The sequence below is a fragment of the Flavobacterium sp. CHNK8 genome (assembly GCF_019774515.1).
In the GTDB taxonomy this organism is placed as follows: domain Bacteria; phylum Bacteroidota; class Bacteroidia; order Flavobacteriales; family Flavobacteriaceae; genus Flavobacterium; species Flavobacterium tiangeerense.
Window position 1 is genome coordinate 501812 of the sequence record NZ_CP081492.1, and the last position, 22453, is coordinate 524264.

The 22453-nt window shown below is 35.9% G+C and carries 13 protein-coding genes; 4 read left to right on the forward strand and 9 right to left on the reverse strand.

The genetic code is table 11. The features are described 5' to 3' along the window. Window positions 1-12: 12 nt before the first annotated feature. The 6 genes from K5V07_RS02090 to K5V07_RS02115 all read right to left on the reverse strand — a co-directional run bounded on the left by K5V07_RS02090 (window position 13) and on the right by K5V07_RS02115 (window position 9534). On the reverse strand, window positions 13-1665 hold the full coding sequence (locus K5V07_RS02090) for an alpha-amylase family glycosyl hydrolase (RefSeq protein ID WP_221916152.1): 1653 nt from the start codon (window positions 1663-1665) through the stop codon (window positions 13-15). Window positions 1666-1756: 91 nt separating this feature from the next. Further along, entirely contained in the window at window positions 1757-3562 is a 1806-nt protein-coding gene (locus tag K5V07_RS02095) for a glycoside hydrolase family 13 protein (protein ID WP_255577461.1), read from the reverse strand. A gap of 254 nt (window positions 3563-3816) precedes the next feature. Next, entirely contained in the window at window positions 3817-6120 is a 2304-nt protein-coding gene (locus tag K5V07_RS02100) for a glycoside hydrolase family 65 protein (RefSeq protein WP_221916157.1), read from the reverse strand. Between the two features lie 103 nt (window positions 6121-6223). Then, window positions 6224-6877 carry a beta-phosphoglucomutase gene (gene pgmB / locus K5V07_RS02105; RefSeq protein ID WP_221916158.1) on the reverse strand — a complete coding sequence of 218 codons (654 nt, stop codon included), beginning with the start codon at window positions 6875-6877 and terminating at the stop codon, window positions 6224-6226. A 5-nt stretch (window positions 6878-6882) separates the two neighbouring features. After that, window positions 6883-8241 carry an MFS transporter gene (locus tag K5V07_RS02110; protein ID WP_221916160.1) on the reverse strand — a complete coding sequence of 453 codons (1359 nt, stop codon included), beginning with the start codon at window positions 8239-8241 and terminating at the stop codon, window positions 6883-6885. 273 nt (window positions 8242-8514) lie between these two features. Then, entirely contained in the window at window positions 8515-9534 is a 1020-nt protein-coding gene (locus K5V07_RS02115) for a LacI family DNA-binding transcriptional regulator (RefSeq protein ID WP_221916162.1), read from the reverse strand. Between the two features lie 236 nt (window positions 9535-9770). On the opposite strand from K5V07_RS02115, the gene K5V07_RS02120 reads away from it, so the two are divergent. The 4 genes from K5V07_RS02120 to K5V07_RS02135 all read left to right on the forward strand — a co-directional run bounded on the left by K5V07_RS02120 (window position 9771) and on the right by K5V07_RS02135 (window position 18142). Next, window positions 9771-12707: a SusC/RagA family TonB-linked outer membrane protein gene (locus K5V07_RS02120; protein ID WP_221916164.1), complete on the forward strand. Its 2937-nt coding sequence runs from the start codon at window positions 9771-9773 to the stop codon at window positions 12705-12707. Window positions 12708-12717: 10 nt separating this feature from the next. Further along, the gene (locus K5V07_RS02125) at window positions 12718-14328 is read left to right on the forward strand and encodes a RagB/SusD family nutrient uptake outer membrane protein (protein ID WP_221916166.1); all 1611 of its coding nucleotides are present in this window, start codon (window positions 12718-12720) and stop codon (window positions 14326-14328) included. Window positions 14329-14356: 28 nt separating this feature from the next. Further along, window positions 14357-15178, forward strand: coding sequence for a SusE domain-containing protein (locus K5V07_RS02130; protein WP_221916167.1), 822 nt, complete (start codon window positions 14357-14359; stop codon window positions 15176-15178). 75 nt (window positions 15179-15253) lie between these two features. Then, on the forward strand, window positions 15254-18142 hold the full coding sequence (locus K5V07_RS02135) for an alpha-amylase family glycosyl hydrolase (protein WP_221916169.1): 2889 nt from the start codon (window positions 15254-15256) through the stop codon (window positions 18140-18142). A gap of 111 nt (window positions 18143-18253) precedes the next feature. Here K5V07_RS02135 and acs read toward each other — a convergent pair whose 3' ends face one another. Genes acs through K5V07_RS02150 form a run of 3 tightly spaced genes read right to left on the reverse strand, consistent with a single transcriptional unit; the run spans window position 18254 to window position 22453 of the window. After that, a complete protein-coding gene (gene acs, locus K5V07_RS02140; protein WP_221916171.1) occupies window positions 18254-20161 on the reverse strand; it encodes an acetate--CoA ligase in 1908 nt (635 codons plus the stop codon). A 15-nt stretch (window positions 20162-20176) separates the two neighbouring features. After that, complete coding sequence (locus K5V07_RS02145; RefSeq protein ID WP_221916173.1) at window positions 20177-22075, reverse strand: acetate--CoA ligase; 1899 nt, start codon at window positions 22073-22075, stop codon at window positions 20177-20179. Between the two features lie 15 nt (window positions 22076-22090). Next, entirely contained in the window at window positions 22091-22453 is a 363-nt protein-coding gene (locus K5V07_RS02150) for a response regulator transcription factor (RefSeq protein ID WP_144891445.1), read from the reverse strand.

Below are 22453 nucleotides of genomic sequence, written 5' to 3' on the forward strand. Positions count from 1 at the left end.
GGAGAGGTTTTTTTATTTTTTCAGCTCCAATAAAACAATGTCAAATTCAGTATCGATTGTCACTTTTCCATTAGCCACTACCGATTCTTTTCCAGAATAAGCATCTTTCACTTTGGTACCCTCAGCGAAAATTGTTCCCACTGAAAGTTCTTTAGTGTCAATTTTTAAATCCAATGCAACAACCACTTTATCTGTATAATCTTCTTTTGAGAAAGTTCTAGAAAAAGTATAAGGTTGAGCTGAAATTTGTTTGTGAATTCCCGCACCTATTGAAGGATGGTTTTTTCTGAATTGACCCAATTTTTGCCAATGCAACAGTGTTTTTTGAGTTTCAGGATTCGATTTAATAGCATCCCAATTCATAAAAGAACGTAAGGTTGCATCGCCTTGTGTTCCTTCAATTACTAATGAACGAGCACTTTCATCACCGTAATATACTTGTGAAACTCCTGGCGAAAGCAACAATTTGGTTCCCGTTTCCTTATTTTTAGTACGTTTCGCATCAAACGGTGCACCGTCGTCGTGCGATGACATATAATTTAAAACACTAAAGCCTTTCAAGTCATTATTTAGTTTATTGGAATATTTAGAGAAAATAAATTCGTAATCTTTTTGAGCATCCCACTTGAATTCGAAATTGATCATGTTGTTGAAACCATTTTTAAAATAGTTTACTTTTTTATCGCCAAAATCAAAATCTTGACCGCCACTGATGCCATAATTATAGACTTCAGCAATGGTATAAAAGGAGTTGTTATCCAATACTTTTGTTGGATTGTTTTTTTTCCAAGTTTCAAATGCGTAATCACATTGGATCTTGAAATCGGCCCAAACGGTTTCATCGGTGTGTTTTACGGTGTCGCCGCGGTATCCGTCAATTCCGTATTCAGTAATATAATCCGTCAACCATTTGATGATGTAATATTTTGGCGCTCTTGGATATCCTGTACGAGCAAAAAAACCATCTAGCTCTTTCATTTCTTGTTCGTAACGTCCTTCTTTTTTCCATTTTTCGATTAAAAAAGGAGGTAAAGCTACAGCTTGATTGCTTTCTGTTTTTATATCCGGAAGATTGGATACCAGGGTACAAGCGGTTGTGTTTTCAAATGATTTGTAATCGCAAGTTGGTCCTGTTCGTACCCAATCTTGCGGCCAAACGGTATCTTCAGCAGTAACCGGTCCGGTGTGATTGATTACGCCGTCAAGAATAATTCGGATTCCGTGTGCATGTGCTTTTTGAACTAATGCGGCTAACTCTTGTTTGGTTCCAAAGTTAGGGTCTAAAGCCGTCCAATCTCTAGCCCAATAGCCGTGAAAGCCATAACTCAAACCAGTTCCTTCGTCAACGCCCTCGTGAATTTGTTCCACTATTGGTGTAAACCAAATGGCATTAATTCCCAGTTTATCAAAATAGCCTTCATCAATTTTTTGAGAGATTCCTTTGATATCACCACCTTCAAATCCGCGCAGTTTTCCTGTGGTTTTATTTCTGTCAAAGTTTAAGTCGTTGGATGTGTCGCCATTATTAAAACGATCCGTCATCAAGAAGTACACATTAGCTCCTTCCCAAACGAAAGGAGTTTTATTACTTTGAACAACTTTTTGTGCATTAGAACAACTGCTTAAAACTATTATGGTAAAAAGCAAAAGGGAATATTTTTTCATTTTTTTTCTAGTAGTAATTGATGGTTTTTTTTGAAACATATAAGTTATATTAATTACTTTCAAATTTCTTAAATGACTAATATGGTTTACACTATTTCAATTCTAAAATCAAAACCGATTTAGCTTCGATTTTAATTTCATTGGTAACGTCAAAAGTAAGTTCAGAAATAACGTCTTTTCCTGATTTAAAGTTTTTAATGTTCTCTTTAAAACGATCGGTTTTTATCGTTTTGTTTTCGTTACTGTTGTTCATCACAACCATTACCGTTTGATCATTGTTGTATCTAAAATACACGTAAACATTGTTCTCCGGAATGTAATGCGTCATTTTTCCGTTATGAATAGCTGTTTTTGATTTCCTCCAATTTAATAACTTAGCCGTAAAATCAAAATATTGCTTTTGTTCCGCAGTTCGTCCTGCATCTGTAAAAGCATTGTTGGTATCGCCATTCCAACCGCCTGGAAAATCTTGACGAATATCAGCATCACCTTTGTTTTTATCACCGGCCATACCTATTTCGCTACCGTAATACAATTGAGGAATTCCGCGAACAGTTGCAAGAATCGTCATTGCCATTTTGTATTTCCTAATGTCTTTTCCGTAAGTTTCATTGATGCGATTCGTGTCATGATTCTCCGCAAAAACCAAAATATTGTTTGGGTTTGGATACAAGAAGTCATTTGCGAAATTGTCGTAAAACCTCATCAAGCCTTTGTCCCATCCTGCATCGTCTTCATTGAATGCTTTGGTCGTGGCTTCGTACAAGGTAAAATCCATCACACTTGGCAGGTTTGAGTTGTAATCTTGAATAGCTGCAATTTTACTGTCCTTTTGCCAATATGCCATTTGCGCCTGACTTTGCATCCAAACTTCGCCAACGATATTAAAATTTGGGTATTCATCGGTGATAGATTTTGTCCAAGTTGCAATTCCTGCTGGATCGGAATAGTTGTAGGTGTCTACTCTAAATCCATCTAAATCGGCAAATTCAATCCACCAAATGGCGTTTTGAATCAAGTATTTTAAAGTCAAAGGATTCTTTAAATTCAAATCAGGCATCGATGGTACGAACCAACCATCAGTAGCTACTTTTTTATCAATTTCAGAAGCATTGATATCATGAATGACCGTGCGTTTGTGATTGGTTTGAGTGTATTTTTCAAATTGGTTGATCCAATCTTTTGTGGGTAAATCTTTAATCATCCAGTGTTCAATTCCCCAATGGTTGATGACATAATCCATTACCAGTTTCATGTCTCTTTTATGCATTTCAGAAGCCAATCTAGCATAATCAGCATTAGTTCCATAACGCGGATCAATTTTATAGACATTAGATTGTCCGTAAGTATGATACGAAAATTTAGCATCGTTGTCTTCGCAAAGTGGCGTGCTCCAAATGGTCGTTGTGCCTAAGGACGAAATGTAATCTAAGTTTTTTATAATTCCTTCAATATCTCCACCGTGTCTTCCGCCAGGTAAATCTCTATTAAATTTTTCTTGAGTTGAATTTTCACTGTCGTTATTTGCGTTCCCATTCGCAAATCGGTCTGGCATTAATAAATACATCATATCCGATGAATCAAAGCTTTTGCGAAGCGCTGAGTTTTCTCTTCTTTTCCTTAAAGAATATGTCTGTGTAAACGTTTCTTTGTTTTTACTTTTAAAGGTAAATAGAAAATCAGAAGCGGGTACTTTTTTGGTATCAATGGTTACAAAAAGATAGTTTGGATTTTCTGTCTTTTGAACGGAGCTTATTTTTACCCCATTAGAAACCGTGACTTGATATTGAGAAATGTCTTTGCCATATAACAGAATCTGCAATTCTGGATTTTTCATTCCTGCGTACCAAAACGGAGGTTCCATCTTGTCTATTTGAGCATGTAACGTTACAGACATAAAAAAAAGGAATAAGGTTATCTTTTTAAAAAATTTCCTGTTAGCGAAAGGTAGAGAAATAATTTTGTCCATGGTCAATGATATAATTTTAAAAAGCGATGTTGAAATAATTGATGCTATTCCGAGGTGTATTCTACTATTAAATGTACTTAAGAATCATTATTATGTAAACAATCCCAATAAAAATTGGGATTGTTTTTTCCTAGTAAAGGACTTTGTAAATGATAGATTGTACTACAAGTTCTAACATTTTTTTATACTGCAAGTGCGTTTTCTGGAGAGACAATAACCTGCTCTCCGTTTACTACAATTGTCAATTCTGTATTGCCAACAATAGAGAAAGTAGTTTCTTTGTGATTGATATTCACTGTCAAAATTTGATTTCTGAAATTGATTTTAAACGAATATGCTATCCATTCTTTTGGAATTTTTGGCGAAAAATGAAGTGTATTTTCTTTCACGCGCATTCCTCCAAAACCTTCTACGATACTCATCCAAGTTCCGGCCATTGAGGTAATATGACAACCTTCTTCTACTTCTTTATTGTAATCATCAAGATCTAGGCGTGACGTTCTTAAATAGAACGTGTATGCCATATCCATTTTGTCCAATAAAGCCGCTTGAATCGAGTGTACGCAAGGCGAAAGTGAACTTTCATGAACCGTAAAGGATTCATAGAATTCAAAGTTATTTTTTAGTTCTTCCTTCGAAAAATGATCTTCAAAGAAATAAAAACATTGTAAAACATCGGCTTGCTTGATGTATGGCGAACGTAAAATGCGATCCCAAGACCATTTTTGATTGATAGGTCTTTGGCTTTTATCCAAATCAGCTACGCGAACCAAATCTTTCTCTAGGAAACCATCTTGCTGTAAGTATACATTATGTTCTTCCGAAAACGGAAAGTACATATTGTCCGAAACTTTTTTCCAAGATTGTAATTCTGCATCTGTGATGTTTACTTTTTCAGTAATTCTTTTGTGATCTGAAGGATATTCCAGGGACACTTTCTGAATTTGCTCGTATGTATATTCTAAACACCATTTTGCAATATAATTGGTATAAAAATTATTGTTTACGTTGTTCTCGTATTCGTTTGGACCCGTTACACCAAGAATTACATATTGGTTTAAATTAGTCGAGAAATTCGCTCGTTGATGCCAAAAACGTGCAATGCCAATAAGGACTTCAAGACCTTTTTCAGGAATGTAACTGTAATCTCCGGTGTATCTGTAAAAGTTATAAATGGCAAATGCTATGGCTCCATTTCTATGAATTTCTTCAAAAGTGATTTCCCATTCGTTATGACATTCTTCACCGTTCATAGTAACCATTGGGTATAAAGCTGCACCATTAGTAAATCCTAATTTAGTTGCATTTTCAATGGCTTTGTCTAATTGATTGTAGCGGTACGTCAACAAGTTTCGGGCTACCTCTTGGTCTTTGGTTGCCATGTAAAACGGAATGCAATACGCCTCGGTATCCCAATAGGTAGAACCACCATATTTTTCGCCAGTGAAACCTTTTGGTCCAATATTCAAACGAGAATCTTTACCAAGATAGGTTTGGTTCAATTGAAAAATATTGAAACGAATTCCTTGTTGTGCTTTGACATCGCCATCAATAGTAATATCTGACATATCCCAAATTTTTGCCCAAGCGTCAATCTGGTCTTGTAATAACTGCTCGTAGCCCAATGTTAAGGCAGATTGTATGACTTTTTCAGCAGCAGTAATGGTGTTTTCATGGTTTAAAGATACCGTATAACCTCCAATTTTTTGGATAGATGTTTTTTGGCCTTGAGCCACTATTACATCGTAGCTAAATTGGATTTTATCTGTAGTGGCATCAATATTTGATGGTGAAATTCCTGTTTTTTCACCATTAGTTAAAATGCTGTTGTGCATGAACGTGGTTGCCTTGAAATGGGTTTTGAAGGTTTGAGCTGTTACAAAAGCTTCATTTCCTGATTTTTTTACATCAGCCGTTTCCCAGAATTTTTCTTCCCAGTTTGCATCTTCATTAGTTACACCAGCATCAATATAAGGTTTGAATACAATTTTAGAATCCTTATTCAAAGGTGTAATTTCATAATTGATAACACCAATTTCATCCAAAACGATAGAAAGGAAACGACGAATATTTACCGAAATTTCAGTTCCATTTTTTAAAGTAGCTTCAAAAGAACGATGGTACCATCCTTCTTTCATGTTCAATTCTCGACGAAAGTTTTTGACATTAGTACACGCATTCAAATCGAATTTTTCACCGTTGATTTCAATGTCAATCCCAATCCAGTTTGGTGCATTTAAAACTTTGGCAAAATATTCTGGATATCCGTTTTTCCACCAGCCCACTTTTGTTTTATCTGGATAATAAATTCCAGCAATGTAGCTGCCTTGGAAGGTTTCGCCGCTATAATTTTCTTCAAAATTAGCGCGTTGTCCCATAGCACCGTTGCCAATACTAAACAAACTTTCGGATGATTTTACACGTTCAGCGTCAAAACCTTCTTCTATGATGGACCAATTGTCTGGTTTTATATAATCTTGATTCATTTTATTTTTTGTTTAAAGTTTTATTCCGCTGCGCTCCATACAATTTGGCAACACCTCGGGTAAGGTTTCAAGTAGTCTCGAAAACTTTAAAATATATTTCGTTTTATTGTATCAATGCTGCAATGAAAGCGGTATCAATTTCGGTAAAATCCTTAAAGATATATTTTGCCTCATGCAACGTAGATGCTTCTCCAATTCCGATGCTGGTCATATTCCCAATATTAGCCGCTTGAACTCCTGCTACTGAATCTTCAAACACGATGGAATTTTCCGGAGAGATGTTTAGCAATTTTGCAGCCATCAAGAAAACTTCCGGATCTGGTTTTGCATTGGTCACATCATTTCCATCTACGACTGCATCAAAATAGGGTAGCAGTCCTGTTTTTTCTAAAATGGGTCTAGCGTTTTTACTTGCTGAACCTAATGCTATAGGTTGTTTTTTTACTTTTAAAAATTGAAGTATTGGGAAAATTCCTGGAAGAATTTCGCTTTCATCCATGTCAACTATATAGGATAAATAATCTTCATTTTTTTGAACTAACCATCGGTCTTTATCTTCTTGCGAAGCGGTTACTTTTCCTAATTCTAATATGATATCAAGGGAGCGCACACGGCTTACTCCTTTTAATAATTCATTGTGTTCGAGTGTAAATTCGATATTTAATTCATTTGCAATTTTTTGCCATGCTAAAAAATGGTATTTAGCCGTGTCAACAATCACTCCGTCAAGGTCGAATATAAATGCTTTTTTAGTCATTACTATTATTTTATTACGTCATCAACATCTTTCACTTTTACTACTAATATTGCAGCAATCAAGAAGCTGACACCGCTGGTAACTAATGCAAATATGGCATTGTCATTGTATGCATATTTAACTAATGGTCCGCCAATTAAGGCATTGATAATTTGAGGTATAACAATAAAGAAATTGAAAATCCCCATGTAAACGCCCATTTTCATTGGAGAAATTGATCCCGCTAATATGGCGTACGGCATAGATAAAATACTTGCCCAAGCTATTCCCACACCAACCATGGAAAGAATTAACCAGTTTTCATTGGTTACAAAATAGATGGAAATTAGTCCAAGTCCTCCAATAATTAAGGAGATGGCGTGTGTTAATTTTCGGCCTATTTTTTTTGCGATGTAAGGCAAAGCAAAAGCATAAAAAGCAGATACTAAATTGTAAATACCAAAAAGAACTCCAACCCAGTCTCCCGCATTTTGATATGCTTCACTCTTGCTGTCTGAAATGGGTAAGCCATAAATATGATGGGCTATAGCTGGCGTGGTAAAAACCCACATTCCAAATAAACCAAACCACGAGAAAAATTGCACCCAGCTTAATTGTCGCATGGTGGTAGGCATTTTTCTAAAATCATCAAAAATGTCAAGTAAACTGGATTCTTTTGGATTTGCATCAGCTACCGTAGTTTGTTGATGTGCCATTTCGTCTTCAAATTGTGCTAATTCCTCAGGTGAATATTCTTTAGTTGTAAAGATGGAAACCAAAATAGAACCCACAAGAATTGCAGCTCCAATGATGAATGACAAGATTAAGTGCATTGGTACGCCACCATTTTCTTCACGGTTAGAAACGCCAAACCAATTGGTTAATACGTAAGGTAACCAAGATCCGATTACAGCACCAAACCCAATTAAGGCTGTTTGCACGCTAAATCCTAGCGTACGTTGGTCAGTACGTAAATTATCGCCCACCAAGGCACGAAAAGGTTCCATGGCAATGTTAAACGAAGCATCCATAATCATTAGCATTCCTGCTCCCACCCAAAGTGCAGGCAAAAACGAAATAAAGATTTCGGCTTGAGGCATTAATATGAGACCAATAGAAGCTAACAAGGCACCCACTAAAAAGAAAGGTTTTCGTCTTCCGAATTTTCCCCACGTTTTATCACTGTAATGGCCTATGATAGGCTGTACAATAAGTCCCATTAGCGGGGCAATAATCCAAAACCAGGAGAGTTCATGAACGTCAGCGCCAAAAATTTGGAGAATTCTGCTGGCGTTAGCATTTTGCAGTGCAAAACCCATTTGAATTCCTAAGAAACCGAAACTCATGTTCCAAATTTCCCAGAAACTTAATCTACGCTTTTCCATTATCGTAATTTAATTGTGATACGATAAGCGCTTTGCTTATCAAAACTTATCTTTTTTTTCGAAGTAAAAGTTAAAGCTTTGAGGGGTAAATATAAAAAGATATTTGGAACAATTGTTTTGCAAATAGAAATATCAGCAATCTTTTTTAACTACAAGGTTGTAGTAATGAATATAATACAAGAATTTTTAAAAAATCAATTCAGTTTTCAGCTGCAGTTTACAAAAAGGGACTAATAACTGCAGCTGAAAACTGCGATTTAAATCGGATAACTACTAATTTGTAGATTCTCTCTCAATCAAGTGGGTTTCTATAATTTCGGTTTTGTAGTTTTCATCCTCTTCATCTTCGGCTTCAAGTCGGTCAATTAGCATTTTTGCCGCTTTATTTCCCATTTTTACCCCACTTTGACTTACAGTGGTAATAGTAGGAGTAGAATATTTAGAAATGATACCATCTGTAAAAGCAATTACTGCTAGATCTTTGGGTACATTTAAACCTATTTTGTTAGCTGTTTTGATTATTGTTACGGCAAATAGTTCGTTTACAGCAAAAACCGCATCAATAGCCTTGTCTTCTAAGAGTTTACTAATGGTGATTTCACAGGTGTTTACGTCTTCAATTTTAATGATTAGATCTTCATTAAATGGAATTCCGTTATCCAATAGTGCTTTTGTATAACCATCAGTTCGTAACTTGCCCACACTAACGTAGTCTACAGTAGTTACTAGGGCTATTTTTTTTCGACCTTTATCAATTAAGCTTTGTACGGCTTCATAAGCTGCTGCTTGATCATCAATAATTACTTTATCACATAAAACATCATTGGTAACTCTGTCAAACATGACAACCGGCATTCCTTGATTGATGACTTCAGTAATGTGATGAAAATCTGCTTTAAATTGGGTTTCTTTTGATAACGATATGATAAAGCCATCAATGCTGCCGTTTGCGAGCATTTCCATGTTTAATACTTCTTTGTCGAAAGAATCATCAGAAAGACAAATGATTACGCTATACCCATGCTCATTTGCAACTTGTTCAACACCATTGATTACAGTGGAGAAAAAATGGTGCACTATCTCTGGGATTATGATACCTATGGCTTTAGTTTTTCGGTTTTTTAAACTTAGCGCAATGTTGTTGGGCTTGTAATTGTAAAATTTGGCGAAAGCCTGAACTTTAAGTCTTGTCTCTTCGCCTATTTCAAGACTATTTCTTAAGGACTTGGAAACGGTAGAAATGGAAACGTCTAATTCTTTTGCAATTTGTTTAAGCGTTATTTTCCTTTTCATGATAGCATTTGATATAATTTAATTCTCAATAAAGATAAAATTAAATTTTTAATATGGTAATTATACTCTCAAAATTTTCAATAAAACAGAAAGTTTTCAACACTATTACGTTTTCGTAACCTGATATTTTTTTTAGCTTGTTGTGTGTATTAAATTTTACATAAATTTAACATTCGAAGTAATTGTTAAAGCTATAACGCAACCAAAACAAAATTAAATTAAAATAAACAAAAAGTATGAAAACAATTTATAAAAAGTTGTTGATTTTAGTACTGCTACTCCCATTTAGTATTCTGGCTCAGAGTACAGTAGGTGGAACTGTTGTTGATAAAACCACAGGTCAACCTATTCCTGGAGTAAACGTCAACGTTCAAGGTATTAAAAATGGAGTATCTACTGATTACGAAGGGAAATACCTAATAAACAATGTGAAAACAGGAGATAAGATTGTTTATTCTTTTATAGGATATACAAGTGCTGTTTTAGAATTCCTAAGCCAAAAAACAATTAATGTGAGCTTGCAAGAAGATTCAAACCAGTTAAAAGAGGTAGTGGTGCAAGTAGGTTACGGAACTGTTAAGAAAAAAGACGCTACTGGTGCTGTAACTGTATTAGGTACGAAAGATTTTAATAAAGGAGCAAACGTAACTGCTGAGAATTTATTAAACGGTAGAGTAGCTGGTGTTACTGTGAATACTAGTGGTGCGCCAGGTTCTGGTTCTCAAATTAGAATTCGTGGTGGATCATCTTTATTTGCAAGTAATGATCCTTTAATTGTTATTGATGGATTGCCTATTGAGAATACAGCTGGAACAGGTTCAACTTCTATTTTAGCATCACTTAACCCAAGTACTATAGAGTCTATGACCGTATTAAAAGATGCTTCGGCAACTGCTATTTATGGTTCAAGAGCTTCTAATGGTGTGATTATTATTACAACAAAAAAAGGTAGTAAAAACTTAGCTGTTGATTATAATTTTCAATACGGAAGTGGATCACTTGATAAAACGATTCCAGTATTTAATGCAGACCAATTTAGAGCATTAATTGCAGATAAGCGTCCGAGCGATTTATCTAAACTAGGTACTGCAAACACGGATTGGCAAAAAGCAATTTATAGAAAAACTGATTTTGTTGATAATAACGTTTCTATAAGAGGGAACTTATTTAATACAATACCTACTCGTTTAACTGTAGGTAATACGTACCAAGAAGGATTGCGATTAACGAATACGTTTAACCGAAACACAGTTGGTTTAGCCTTAAACCCTTCCTTCTTGAAAGATCATTTAAGAATAAAATTGAATGCAAATTACTCTAATGAGAAAAATAGATTTGCAGATAATGTAGAAGGTTCAGCAATTCGATTTGATCCAACACAACCTATTTACAGCGCAGGGTCTATTTATGGTGGTTTCTTTGAATATTACAACCGTAATGACAATAAATTATTTCCTCAAACGCCAAGAAATCCTGTTGCTCAATTGTTACAAACATTTGATAAAGGAATTAATAATAGAGTTTTTGGTAATTTTGAGGTGGACTACAAATTTCATTTCATGCCAGCTTTACGAGCTGTAGTAAATGCAGGTTATGATCAAGCTGATGGAGAAAGATCAAGAGTTGCATCTTTATTTGCTGCAAGTAGCGGTTCAAATAATGATATTCCTTATGGGACTAAGGAATTTTCACGAAGCGAAAGAAAAAACAAATTACTAGATGCTTATTTAGTATACAACAACACATACAAAGATTTGGTGTATGATGTTACTGCAGGTTACTCGTATCAAAAATGGGATTCTTTTAATTATGTAACAGGAAATACAAACGATCCAAATTTACCAACTGGATTGACAGGTTTTCCACAAACAAATATTGATTTTGATAGAGTAAATGTTGGTTTCTTTGGGAGGTCTAACTTAAATTTCAAAGACAAATATTTGTTAACTTTGTCTTATAGAAGAGATGGATCGTCACGTTTTGACAAAGACAACAGATGGGCTAATTTCCCAGCTGCTGCATTTGCTTGGAAAATTAAAGAAGATTTATTGTCAAATAACACAACAGTATCTGACTTGAAACTTAGAGTAGGGTACGGTATTACTGGTCAACAAGAAATAGGTAATAATAATGATTACCTACAACAATATAATTTAGGAAGCGGAAGCTCTCAATACTATTTTGGAACTGTTGCCTTGCCTATTGCGGTTTCTGCAAGACAAAGTGCTAATCTTAAATGGGAAGAAACAACAACTTACAATGCAGGTTTAGATTTTGGATTGTATGGAAATAGAATCACAGGTAGTGTAGAGGTTTTTTACAAAGATTCTAAAGATTTATTAGCTGATGTTGCTACTGCTGATGGTAGTAATTTTTCAAACAGATCTTGGCAAAATATTGGAAGCTTTACTACAAAGGGAGCTGAATTGTCTTTAAGCGCTGATGTTATAAAAACAGAAGCTGTAAACTGGAATTTAAACTTTAATGCAACTACTTTTCAAAGAGAGATTACAAAATTAACAACAGATTTAATTGTAACAGGTGATCTTATTGCAGGTACAGGAAGTCAAGGGCAAGTACATCAAGTAGGTTTTGCACCAAACTCTTTTTTGTTGTACAAACAATTATTTGATACTTCAGGAAAACCAATTGAGAATGGATATCAAGATTTAAATAATGATGGTGTGATCAATGCTAATGATAAATATGTATACAGAAATCCAGATCCAAAAGCTACTTTTGGTTTTGCTTCAACATTAAATTATAAAAACCTTGATTTCTCTTTCAACTTAAGAGCGAGTTTAGGAAATAGAGTGCTTAACGCTGTTAATGCTGGAAGAGCTCAATATGATCAATTAGTAAGTGGTGCTACAGTAGGTAACATTCCTACATCAGTTTTAGATACTGATTTTAAAACAACATCAAATGTTGTTTTGTCTGATTTGTATGTAGAAAACGCATCGTTTTTAAGAATGGATAACATCACATTAGGGTACACTTTCCCAAAATGGTTAGAAGGCAAAGCTTCATTGCGTTTGTTTGCTGGAATGCAAAACGTTTTTGTAATTTCTGATTATTCAGGATTGGATCCAGAGGTTGCTAATAATGGTGTTGATAAAACAATTTATCCTAGACAACGTTCTATTTTAGGTGGGGTTAATGTTAAATTTTAATAATTAAATTATGAAAAAAATAAATTTTATTTACATACTATTTGCTTTCGCGACCTTACAATCGTGTACCGGTGATTTAGATGTTGTAGCTGAGGATTCTCGTGTGCTAACGCCTGCGGAGTTGTTTTCTACGCCTCAAGGGTACAAGCAAGCACTAGGAGGAGTTTACGGTAATTTAAGCTTGACAGGAACTGGTGATGCTGGTTCGTCTTTCTTACAAGGTATTGATGCCGGTACAAGCCAGTTTGGTCGTTGTATGTGGTATTTACAAAATTTAACTACTGATGAGGTAGTGTGGACTTATGAGAATGACGAAGGGACTGCTGAACTTCAGCGTAATATATGGTCATCTGCTAATCCTATTTTATTGGGAATGTTTAGTAGAACGATGGCTGAGGTTGCTCTAGCTAATGATTTCTTGAGACAATCTACTCCAGCTTTGCTTAGTTCAAGAGGAATTACAAGTCCAGCCGATGTTGCTGAGATCAATTTTTATAGAAATGAAGTACGTGTATTAAGAGCATTTGCTTATTATAACATGATGGACTTGTTTGGAAAAGCACCGTTTATTACTGAAAATGATCCTTTAGATTTTAAAGGACCACAATATAATAGACAGCAGCTTTTTACTTTTATTGAAAAAGAATTGAATGAGGTTATTCCTAATTTAAAAGCAGCTAGAACAAATGAGTACGGAAGGCTAGACAAAGCTATGGCTCAAATGATTTTGGCTAAGATGTATTTGAATGCTCAAGTTTACATTGGTACTCCAAAGTATGCTGAGTGTATGGCAAAATGTCAAGAGGTAATTGCTGGTGGATATACCTTAACTACAAAATACCTTGACAACTTTAAGGCAAATAACCACACTTCCTCTGAAATGATTTTTACTTTACAATCAGACGGGGTAAAAACTCAAAATTATGGTGCAACAACTGTTATGATTAACGGTCAAGTTGGTTCGGTTGAGTCTAATGGTGCTGAGTTTGCTGTAGGTGGTTGGGGTGGTGCCCTTAGACTTAGAAAACAATTTGTTGAAAAGTTTGATGGTTCTCAATTTAATAATGATGAGAGAAAAACGTATTCTGCAGGTTCTAGACCTATTGATATTGCCGATTTGACCAATGCTGGACAAGGTTACATTTTACGCAAATATTCTAATAAAACAACAACAGGTGTTGCTGGTGTAAACTCTACTTTTGTGGATACAGATTTTCCACTTTTTAGATTAGCTGATGCCTACTTGATGTATGCCGAAGCTCAAATGAGAAAAGATGGTGCTACAAACACTAACAATGCTACAACTGCAACTGCTCAGTCATTAACATATATTAATGCTTTAAGACAACGTGCAAATGGTGGAGCAACAATTGCAAATGTTACGCAATCACAAGTAAATCTTGATTTTATGATTGACGAAAGATCACGTGAATTGCATTGGGAAGGACACAGACGTCAAGATTTGATTCGTTTTAACAAATATGGTGGTGGATCTTACAATTGGGCTTGGAAAGGTAATATTGCAAATGGAACTTCTATTCCTTCTGAGTTGAATGTGTTTCCACTTCCTAGCGCTTCTATTACTGCAAATCCAAACTTAACTCAAAACACGGGTTACTAAATAATATTTAATTCAAAAAACATAAAAAATGAAAAATTTTAATAAAATAGTACTGGCTATGTTAAGTATAGTAGCCATTTCATGTACCGATGACATTCAAAATACGGATAGAGAGGCTGTAGCAGCAACTACTGCACCTGTATTATTGACACCAAAAGGAGATTTTAATATTGTTCTTTCTAAAGCTACCGAAAAAGATATTGCTACTACAATGGTATGGGATGATGCAGCTTATGCTGGAACTTCAACTGTTGTAAACTACAGTATTGAAATTGCAAAAGCAGGTACTAAATTTGCTACTCCAACAGTAGTAACTACAACTACAAGTCGTTTTAAAAGTATTACTGTTGCAGAGTTAAATGCTGCACTAAATAACGGAGGTTTTATAGACAAGCAAGAAAATCTAGTTGATATTCGTATTAAATCATCAGTGGGTGCTGCTGCAACTGCTGCTCAATTTTCTAATTCATTTACTATTAAAGTTACTCCTTACCGAGTACCACTAGCATCTTCACACTGGTTAGTTGGTGCTGCCACTCCAGGTGGATGGACATGGGATAACGATGCAGAAACTGAGTTTCCTCTTGTACCGGGTCAAACTAATGTGTACCAAGTATCCGTAGTATTAAAAAATGGTGAAGCGTTTCGTATCTTTTTAGGAAACAACTTTACAAGCAACGGAAATTGGGATTCAAGTAGAAACTATCCGTTTTATGCTAATGCTGGATATACTATTACTCCTGAATTAGTTAATGCAAATGATGGTGATAGTAATTTTAAATATACAGGTACAACAAGAGTAAGAGTCTTGAAGGTTGATGGTGTTGCTAAGACGATCACTTTAAATTAAATTTTTTTTTTGATAAAAAAGGGCTGTCATACAGATAGCCCTTTTTTTATTTCACTAAATCTAACTCTTTAAACCATGAAAAAAATTGTACTTTTTTTATTGTTTTTCTTTTCAATTGTCGCTTCAGCTCAACAACAAACAGTTAGCTATAGCATCAGTCCTCCTACTTTTGAAGAAACTAATTCTATAACCATTACCATCAATGGGAGTAGTGTAAATGAGTCTGCTTGGGGAGTAACTGGAAATGCACTATATATTTGGGCATGGTCTTTTGACATCAATGATGCAAATATTGTTGATTGTCCTACTAATGGTGCATGGACAGCATCTAATGAAGCGAACCGATTTACGTATGATTCGGGCTCAGATACCTACACAAAAACATTTACACCAAACACTTTTTATAACAGAAACGGAATAGGAAGAATTGGTTTTTTAGTAAAAGCTAAAGACGGTACGGGAGATAAAAAATCGCAGGATATAATCAATGAAGTAGGTTCGTTTCAAGTAACATTGACTGCTCCTTCAGAAAACAGCGCAACTATCATTTCTAGTGGCGGAAGTTTAAATATTTCAGCTTCAAATACGGGTGGTAGTGCGAGTTATGTGTTAAAAGCAAACGGAGTAACAGTAAACACAAACCCTGCTACTGCTAACTACAATTTTAATCAAATAGGAATTACTAGTAATCAAAATTACGAACTTCAAGTAACACAAGGAGCAACAACAATTAGTAAAAAATTCAGCGCTATTGTAAACCCAAATGCTGCTAGCCAAGCCATACCAATGGGGTTGTTAGATGGTATAAACTATAATAATGCGGATGCCTCAAAAGCAACACTTGTACTTGATGCGCCATTTAAAGACTTTGTTTACGTTGCAGGAAGTTTTAATAATTGGCAACCTACAGACGTTTATGCTATGAAAAAGGACCCGATCTCTGGGAAGTTTTGGTTAGAATTAACAGGCTTAACATCAGGAGTAAATTACACCTATCAATACTGGGTTGTTGATGCTACTCCAATTGCAGGTACACCTTCTTTAGTAAAAACTGCAGATCCGTATTCGACGCTTGTATTATCTCCTTTTGATGATGGTGGAATCTCAGCAGCAAAGTATCCAAACATGCCTGTATATCCAGTAGGGCAAGAACGTGAGGTTACTGTTTTGCAAACGGGTAAAGCTCCTTATAACTGGAGCAGTGCTACTACCAACTTTGTGAAGCCAGAAAAAGAAAAACTAGTTGTTTACGAATTATTAGTGCGTGACTTTGATGCTAATAGAAGCTATCAGGACTTAATTAATAAGATTGATTATTTCAAAAATTTGAAAATCAATGCAATTGAGTTAATGCCAGTGATGGAGTATGAAGGCAACGAAAGTTGGGGGTACAATACCTCATTTCACATGGCTTTAGATAAGTTTTATGGTACATCAGATAAACTAAAAGAATTTATTGATTTGTGCCATCAAAACGGGATAGCCGTAATTCTTGATGTGGCGTTAAATCATGCTTTTGGTCGTAATCCTATGGTTCGTATGTGGATGAATGATCCTGACGGTGATGGCTGGGGTTCACCTTCTACTGAGAATCCTTATTTTAATACAACAGCCATGCATAGTTACAGTGTGGGTGAAGATTTTAACCACCAGCAACCTAGAGCACAAAACTATGTGCAACGGGTCATTAAACAATGGGTTGAAGAATATAAAATTGATGGATTTAGATGGGATTTAACCAAAGGGTTTACCCAAAATTGTCCAGCTAATGTGGCTGGTGGTCAGGAAAATTGCACTGGTAATAGACAGCAAGATAGAGTAGAGGTATTGCAAAAATATGCCGATTATTCTTGGAGTTTAGATCCCAATCACTATGTTATTTTCGAACATTTAGGTGGAAATGACGAAGAACAGCAATGGGCAAATTACAGATTGAATGAAACTCCAAGTAAAGGAGTAATGATGTGGGGAATTTTGACGGGTCAATACAACAATCTTACAAAAGGATTTGCAGGAAACATATCAGGAATGAACGCTTCCAGTAGAGGGTTTACAGCGCATAGATTAATGGGTTATGCTGAAAGTCATGATGAAGAACGTTTGATGTACAATAACTTACAGACCGGTAACAGTTCTGAGGCGAATCATGATGTTAAAAACTTGAATATTGCATTATCCAGAATGTCTGCTTTAGGAGCCGTTTCATTATTGGTTCCTGGACCAAAAATGATTTGGCAATTTGGGGAGTTAGGTTGGGACAAATCTATATTTTCTTGTAATAATGGAACGGTAAATACATCGTCTGATGGTACTTCTGGCGATTGTAAATTGGATACAAAACCACAACCGCAATGGACGGGTAATTGGCTTGGAGATACAAATAGAAGTAAGATTTACGATGATTGGGCCAAAATGATTACCCTGAAAACAAAGGAACCGGTTTTTTCTGGTTCCGCAAGTATTGCAAACACGAGTTCGTTATACCCAAATATCAAAATTACCAATAGCGCTTTGGCTTCAAGCCAATTAAAAGACGTTTTAATCCTAGCTAATTTTAATGTAACCGCTCAAACAGTTCCATCTGGTTTTGCTTACACAGGTACGTGGTATAATTTGATGGATAACAGTGAAATTGTAATTTCAAGTACATCACAACCAATATCTTTACAGCCAGGAGAATTTAAAATCTACGGAAATAAAACAGCTTCTTTGGCAATCGCCGATTATGAAAAATCACCAACGATTGTGTTGTATCCAAACCCAGCATCTGATTATTTTACATTGAATGAAACTATTTCTAAAGTTCAAATTTTTTCTATCACGGGACAATTGGTTAAAAGTTTTGATGCTACTAAAACAGCAGGATCTCAATTTTTAGTTAGTGATTTGAATCAAGGACTTTATATTGTAAAAACATTCGATGAGAATAATGTCATGAAGGTATTGAAGCTATTGAAAAATTAATATTGCGTTGAATTAGTGAAAAACGGCTGTCCTTAAAAAGACAGCCGTTTTTGTATAAAAAAACTGCTCCAGAAATGAAGCAGTTTTTCAACAACAAATTAAAACTAAAAATTAAATTTTACCATCTTTGATTTCGTCCACAATTTCAGGATTCAACAAGGTTGAAGTATCTCCAAAATTAGAGTAATCCCCTTCGGCTATTTTACGTAGAATTCTACGCATGATTTTGCCAGATCTGGTTTTGGGTAAACCAGAGACAAACTGAATTTTATCCAACTTAGCAATTGGACCTATGTGATCTGATATGTGTTGATTAATTTCTTTACTCAGATTTTCTCTATCACGATATTCTCCAGTTTCTTTTAGAATTACAAAGCCATACAAAGCATTTCCTTTAATATCATGCGGGAAACCTACAATAGCACTTTCAGCAACCGCTGGATGTTCATTGATGGCATCTTCAATAGGGGCTGTTCCAAGGTTATGACCAGAAACAATTACAACATCGTCTACGCGGCCCGTGATTCTGTAATACCCAACTTCGTCACGCAAAGCGCCATCTCCAGTGAAATATTTGCCTGGAAAGGTAGAGAAATACGTGTCTTTATATCGTTGATGATCGCCCCAAATAGTTCTAGCAATTCCTGGCCAAGGGAATTTAATACACAAGCTTCCTGTAACTTGATTACCTTCAATTTCGTTGCGTTTTTCATCCATTAAAACAGGTTGGATTCCAGGTAATGGCAACGATGCATACGTAGGTTTAGTTGGTGTTACAAAAGCAATTGGCGAGATCATAATTCCTCCAGTTTCGGTTTGCCACCAAGTGTCCACTACAGGACATTTTTTATCGCCTACGTGATTGTTGTACCAGTGCCAAGCTTCCTCATTAATAGGTTCTCCCACGGATCCAATGACTTTTAAAGAGGTCAACTGGTATCGTTGTACAAATTCGATGCTTTCTTTCGCCAAAGCTCTAATTGCTGTTGGGGCGGTATAGAATTGAGTGACTTTATGTTTCTCAATAGTTTGCCAAAACCTACTGAAATCAGGATAGGAGGGAACGCCTTCGAAAATTACCGTCGTAGCTCCATTCAATAAAGGGCCGTACAAAATATAGGAGTGTCCAGTGATCCAACCAATATCAGCAGTGCACCAAAAAATATCATTTTCTTCGTAATTAAAAACATTCTTAAACGTATACGCGGTATACACCATATAGCCTGCAGTAGTATGAACCATTCCTTTTGGTTTTCCTGTAGAGCCAGAGGTGTACAAAATAAACAACGGATCTTCGGCATCCATAATTTCTGCCACGTTATTGTCTGAGGCAGCGTCTAGAAGTGGCTGTAACCATTGATCACGACCTTCTTTCATAGGTATCGTGGTATTAATTCTTTTTGCAACTAAAACCTTTTCTACGCAATCGCAACTCAATAAAGCTTCGTCAACGATACTTTTTAAATCAATTGTTTTATTGCCTCGATAACCACCATCTGAAGTGATGACCATTTTGCAGGAGCTGTCATTAATACGAGCTGCCACCGCCGATGCCGAGAATCCTGCAAAAACAACAGAGTGAATAGCACCAATTCTTGCACATGCTAGCGTAGCAATAGCGAGTTCTGGAATCATAGGCAAATAAATGCATACGCGATCTCCTTTTTGTATGCCTTGCTCTTGTAAAACATTAGCCATTTTGCACACACGCTCGTGTAGTTCGTTATAGGAAATGTGCAAAGCGGTTTCGGTTGGATCATTGGGCTCAAAAATGATGGCAGTTTTTGTTCCGTTTTTGGCTAAATGCCTGTCAATACAATTTTTAGTGATGTTTACTTTGGCTTCGGTAAACCATTTTATCTCGGCTTCGGCCATATTAAAATCAACCACTTTATCCCATTCTTGGTACCAAGTAAAGTTTTCGGAGGCTACTTTGTCCCAGAATTTTTTTGGTTCACGAACTGATTTTTTGTAATGTTTAAAATATTCTTCTAAAGTATTAATTTTATAGTAACTCATGATGTTTGATAAATTTTATAAATTATAACTACCTATTTTATGTTTTTGTACTGTTTGCGTAATTTCGTCAATAATGGCTTCGTCATCAATTGTAGATGGAATTTGAAAGGTTTCACCATCAACAATACTTCGCATTAGTTTTCTTAAGATTTTTCCGGATCGTGTTTTTGGCAAACGTTGCACTACAACTACATTTCGCAGTGAAGCAACCGCCCCAATTTGCTGCCGAACCAGTTTTATAATTTCTTGTTCTAATTGGTATTGTTCCATTTCGGTTCCTAGTTTAGTTACGACCAATGCCAGTGGAACTTGTCCTTTTAGCTCATCGTGAATGCCTATAACTGCACATTCTGCAACGCAGGGATGAGCAGCCACAACTTCTTCCATTTCTGCGGTTGACAACCTGTGTCCCGCTACATTAATAACATCATCGGTTCTTCCGGTAATAAAAATATAACCGTCTTCATCTTTATAACCACCGTCACCAGAAAGGTAATAGCCATCAAATTTGCTGAAGTAACTGGCTTTAAATCGGGCTTCATTTGCCCAAATTCCTAATAAGTTTCCGGGTGGCAATGGTAATTTTATGACCACAAGCCCTTCATCATTTGGACCTAGTTCTTGGCCGTTTTCATTGAAAATCTTAATGTCATAGCCACAAACTGCTTTTGTAGCCGAACCAGATTTGACAGGCATTTTTTCAATTCCAAGGGAGTTGGCAATCATGGGCCAACCAGATTCGGTTTGCCACCAATGGTCTATAACAGGAATCGGGATGTGTTCTTGATACCATTCTAAAGTAGCATTATCACAGCGTTCTCCTGCTAAAAATTGATTTTTTAAACAACTTAAATCGTATTGTTTGATGAATTCTCCGTTAGGATCTTCTTTTTTAATGGCTCTAATGGCAGTTGGTGCTGTAAACATGGTGCCTACTTTATGCTCTGAAATGATTCTCCAAAACGTACTGGCATCAGGTGTTTTGATGGGTTTGCCCTCAAATACAATGGTTGTATTTCGGTTTAATAATGGCCCGTACAAAATGTAGCTGTGTCCTACTGCCCAACCCATATCCGACGCTGCCCAAAAAACTTCGTCTTGATTTACGTTGTAAATATGTTTCATCGAGAATTTCAATGCAACGGCATAACCTCCCGTATCTCTTACAATTCCTTTTGGTTTTCCTGTAGTTCCAGATGTGTATAAAATATAAAGCGGATGATTAGAAGGTAAGGCAACACAGGCTGTCTCTTCGGAGCCGTACACTAAGGCGTCATAATCTACATCATACTTCTTAAACGGAATTCGGGCGCCTAATTTTCTATTGAAAACGATTACTTTTTTTGGTCGGTGACTCGCTAATGCAATGGCTTCATCAACTAATGGTTTGTAGGCAATTAATCGATCTACTTCTATTCCTGATGAAGCTGTAATAATGGCACGTGGTTTACAATCATCAATGCGGATAGCCAATTCATGTGGTGCAAAACCACCAAAAACAACCGAATGAATTACTCCAATGCGTGCGCAAGCTAACATAGCAAAGGCTGTTTGCGGAATCATAGGCATGTAAATAATGGCCGTATCGCCTTTTTTTAACCCTAATGCAAGCATGCCACCTGCTAGTTTTGCTACTTCAGTTTTTACCTCAGAGTAAGTGTATTTTTTTACGGTTTGTGTTACTGGAGAATCATATATAATGGCAACTTGGTCGCCGTATCCATCTTGAATGTGTTTGTCAAGTGCTAAATAACAAATATTTAATTCGCCATCTTTGTACCATTGCGGATATCCATTTTCATCTTTCGATAAAATTGTCGCGGGTTTATTGTACCACTCAATTGCATCAGCTTGTTGTGCCCAGAATTGTTCTGGTTGTGCAATACTGTCTTCGTAAATTTTGTTATAATTCATGGTATTGAATGTTTTTTAGGATAGTAAATCATGTACTTGCTCGACTAACTTTTTGATCGAAAATGGTTTCACGACATACAAGTTAGCACCTAATGAAAGCCCTTTTTCAATATCTTTTTCTTTATTTTTTGCCGAAAGGAAAATTACCTTGCAATGTTGCAAACGTTCTTCTTTTTTTATTTGTTCCAATGTTGCAAAACCATCTACCATGGGCATCATGACATCCAGAATAATAACGTCTGGGAGTTTAGTTTGCAAAATGTCCAATGCTTCTTGTCCGTCACGGGCTATAAAAACCTCAAAATTGTTTTTTTTGAAGGTATATTCTAATGACATTACAATGTTTGGTTCGTCATCTACAATTAAAATTTTTTTCAT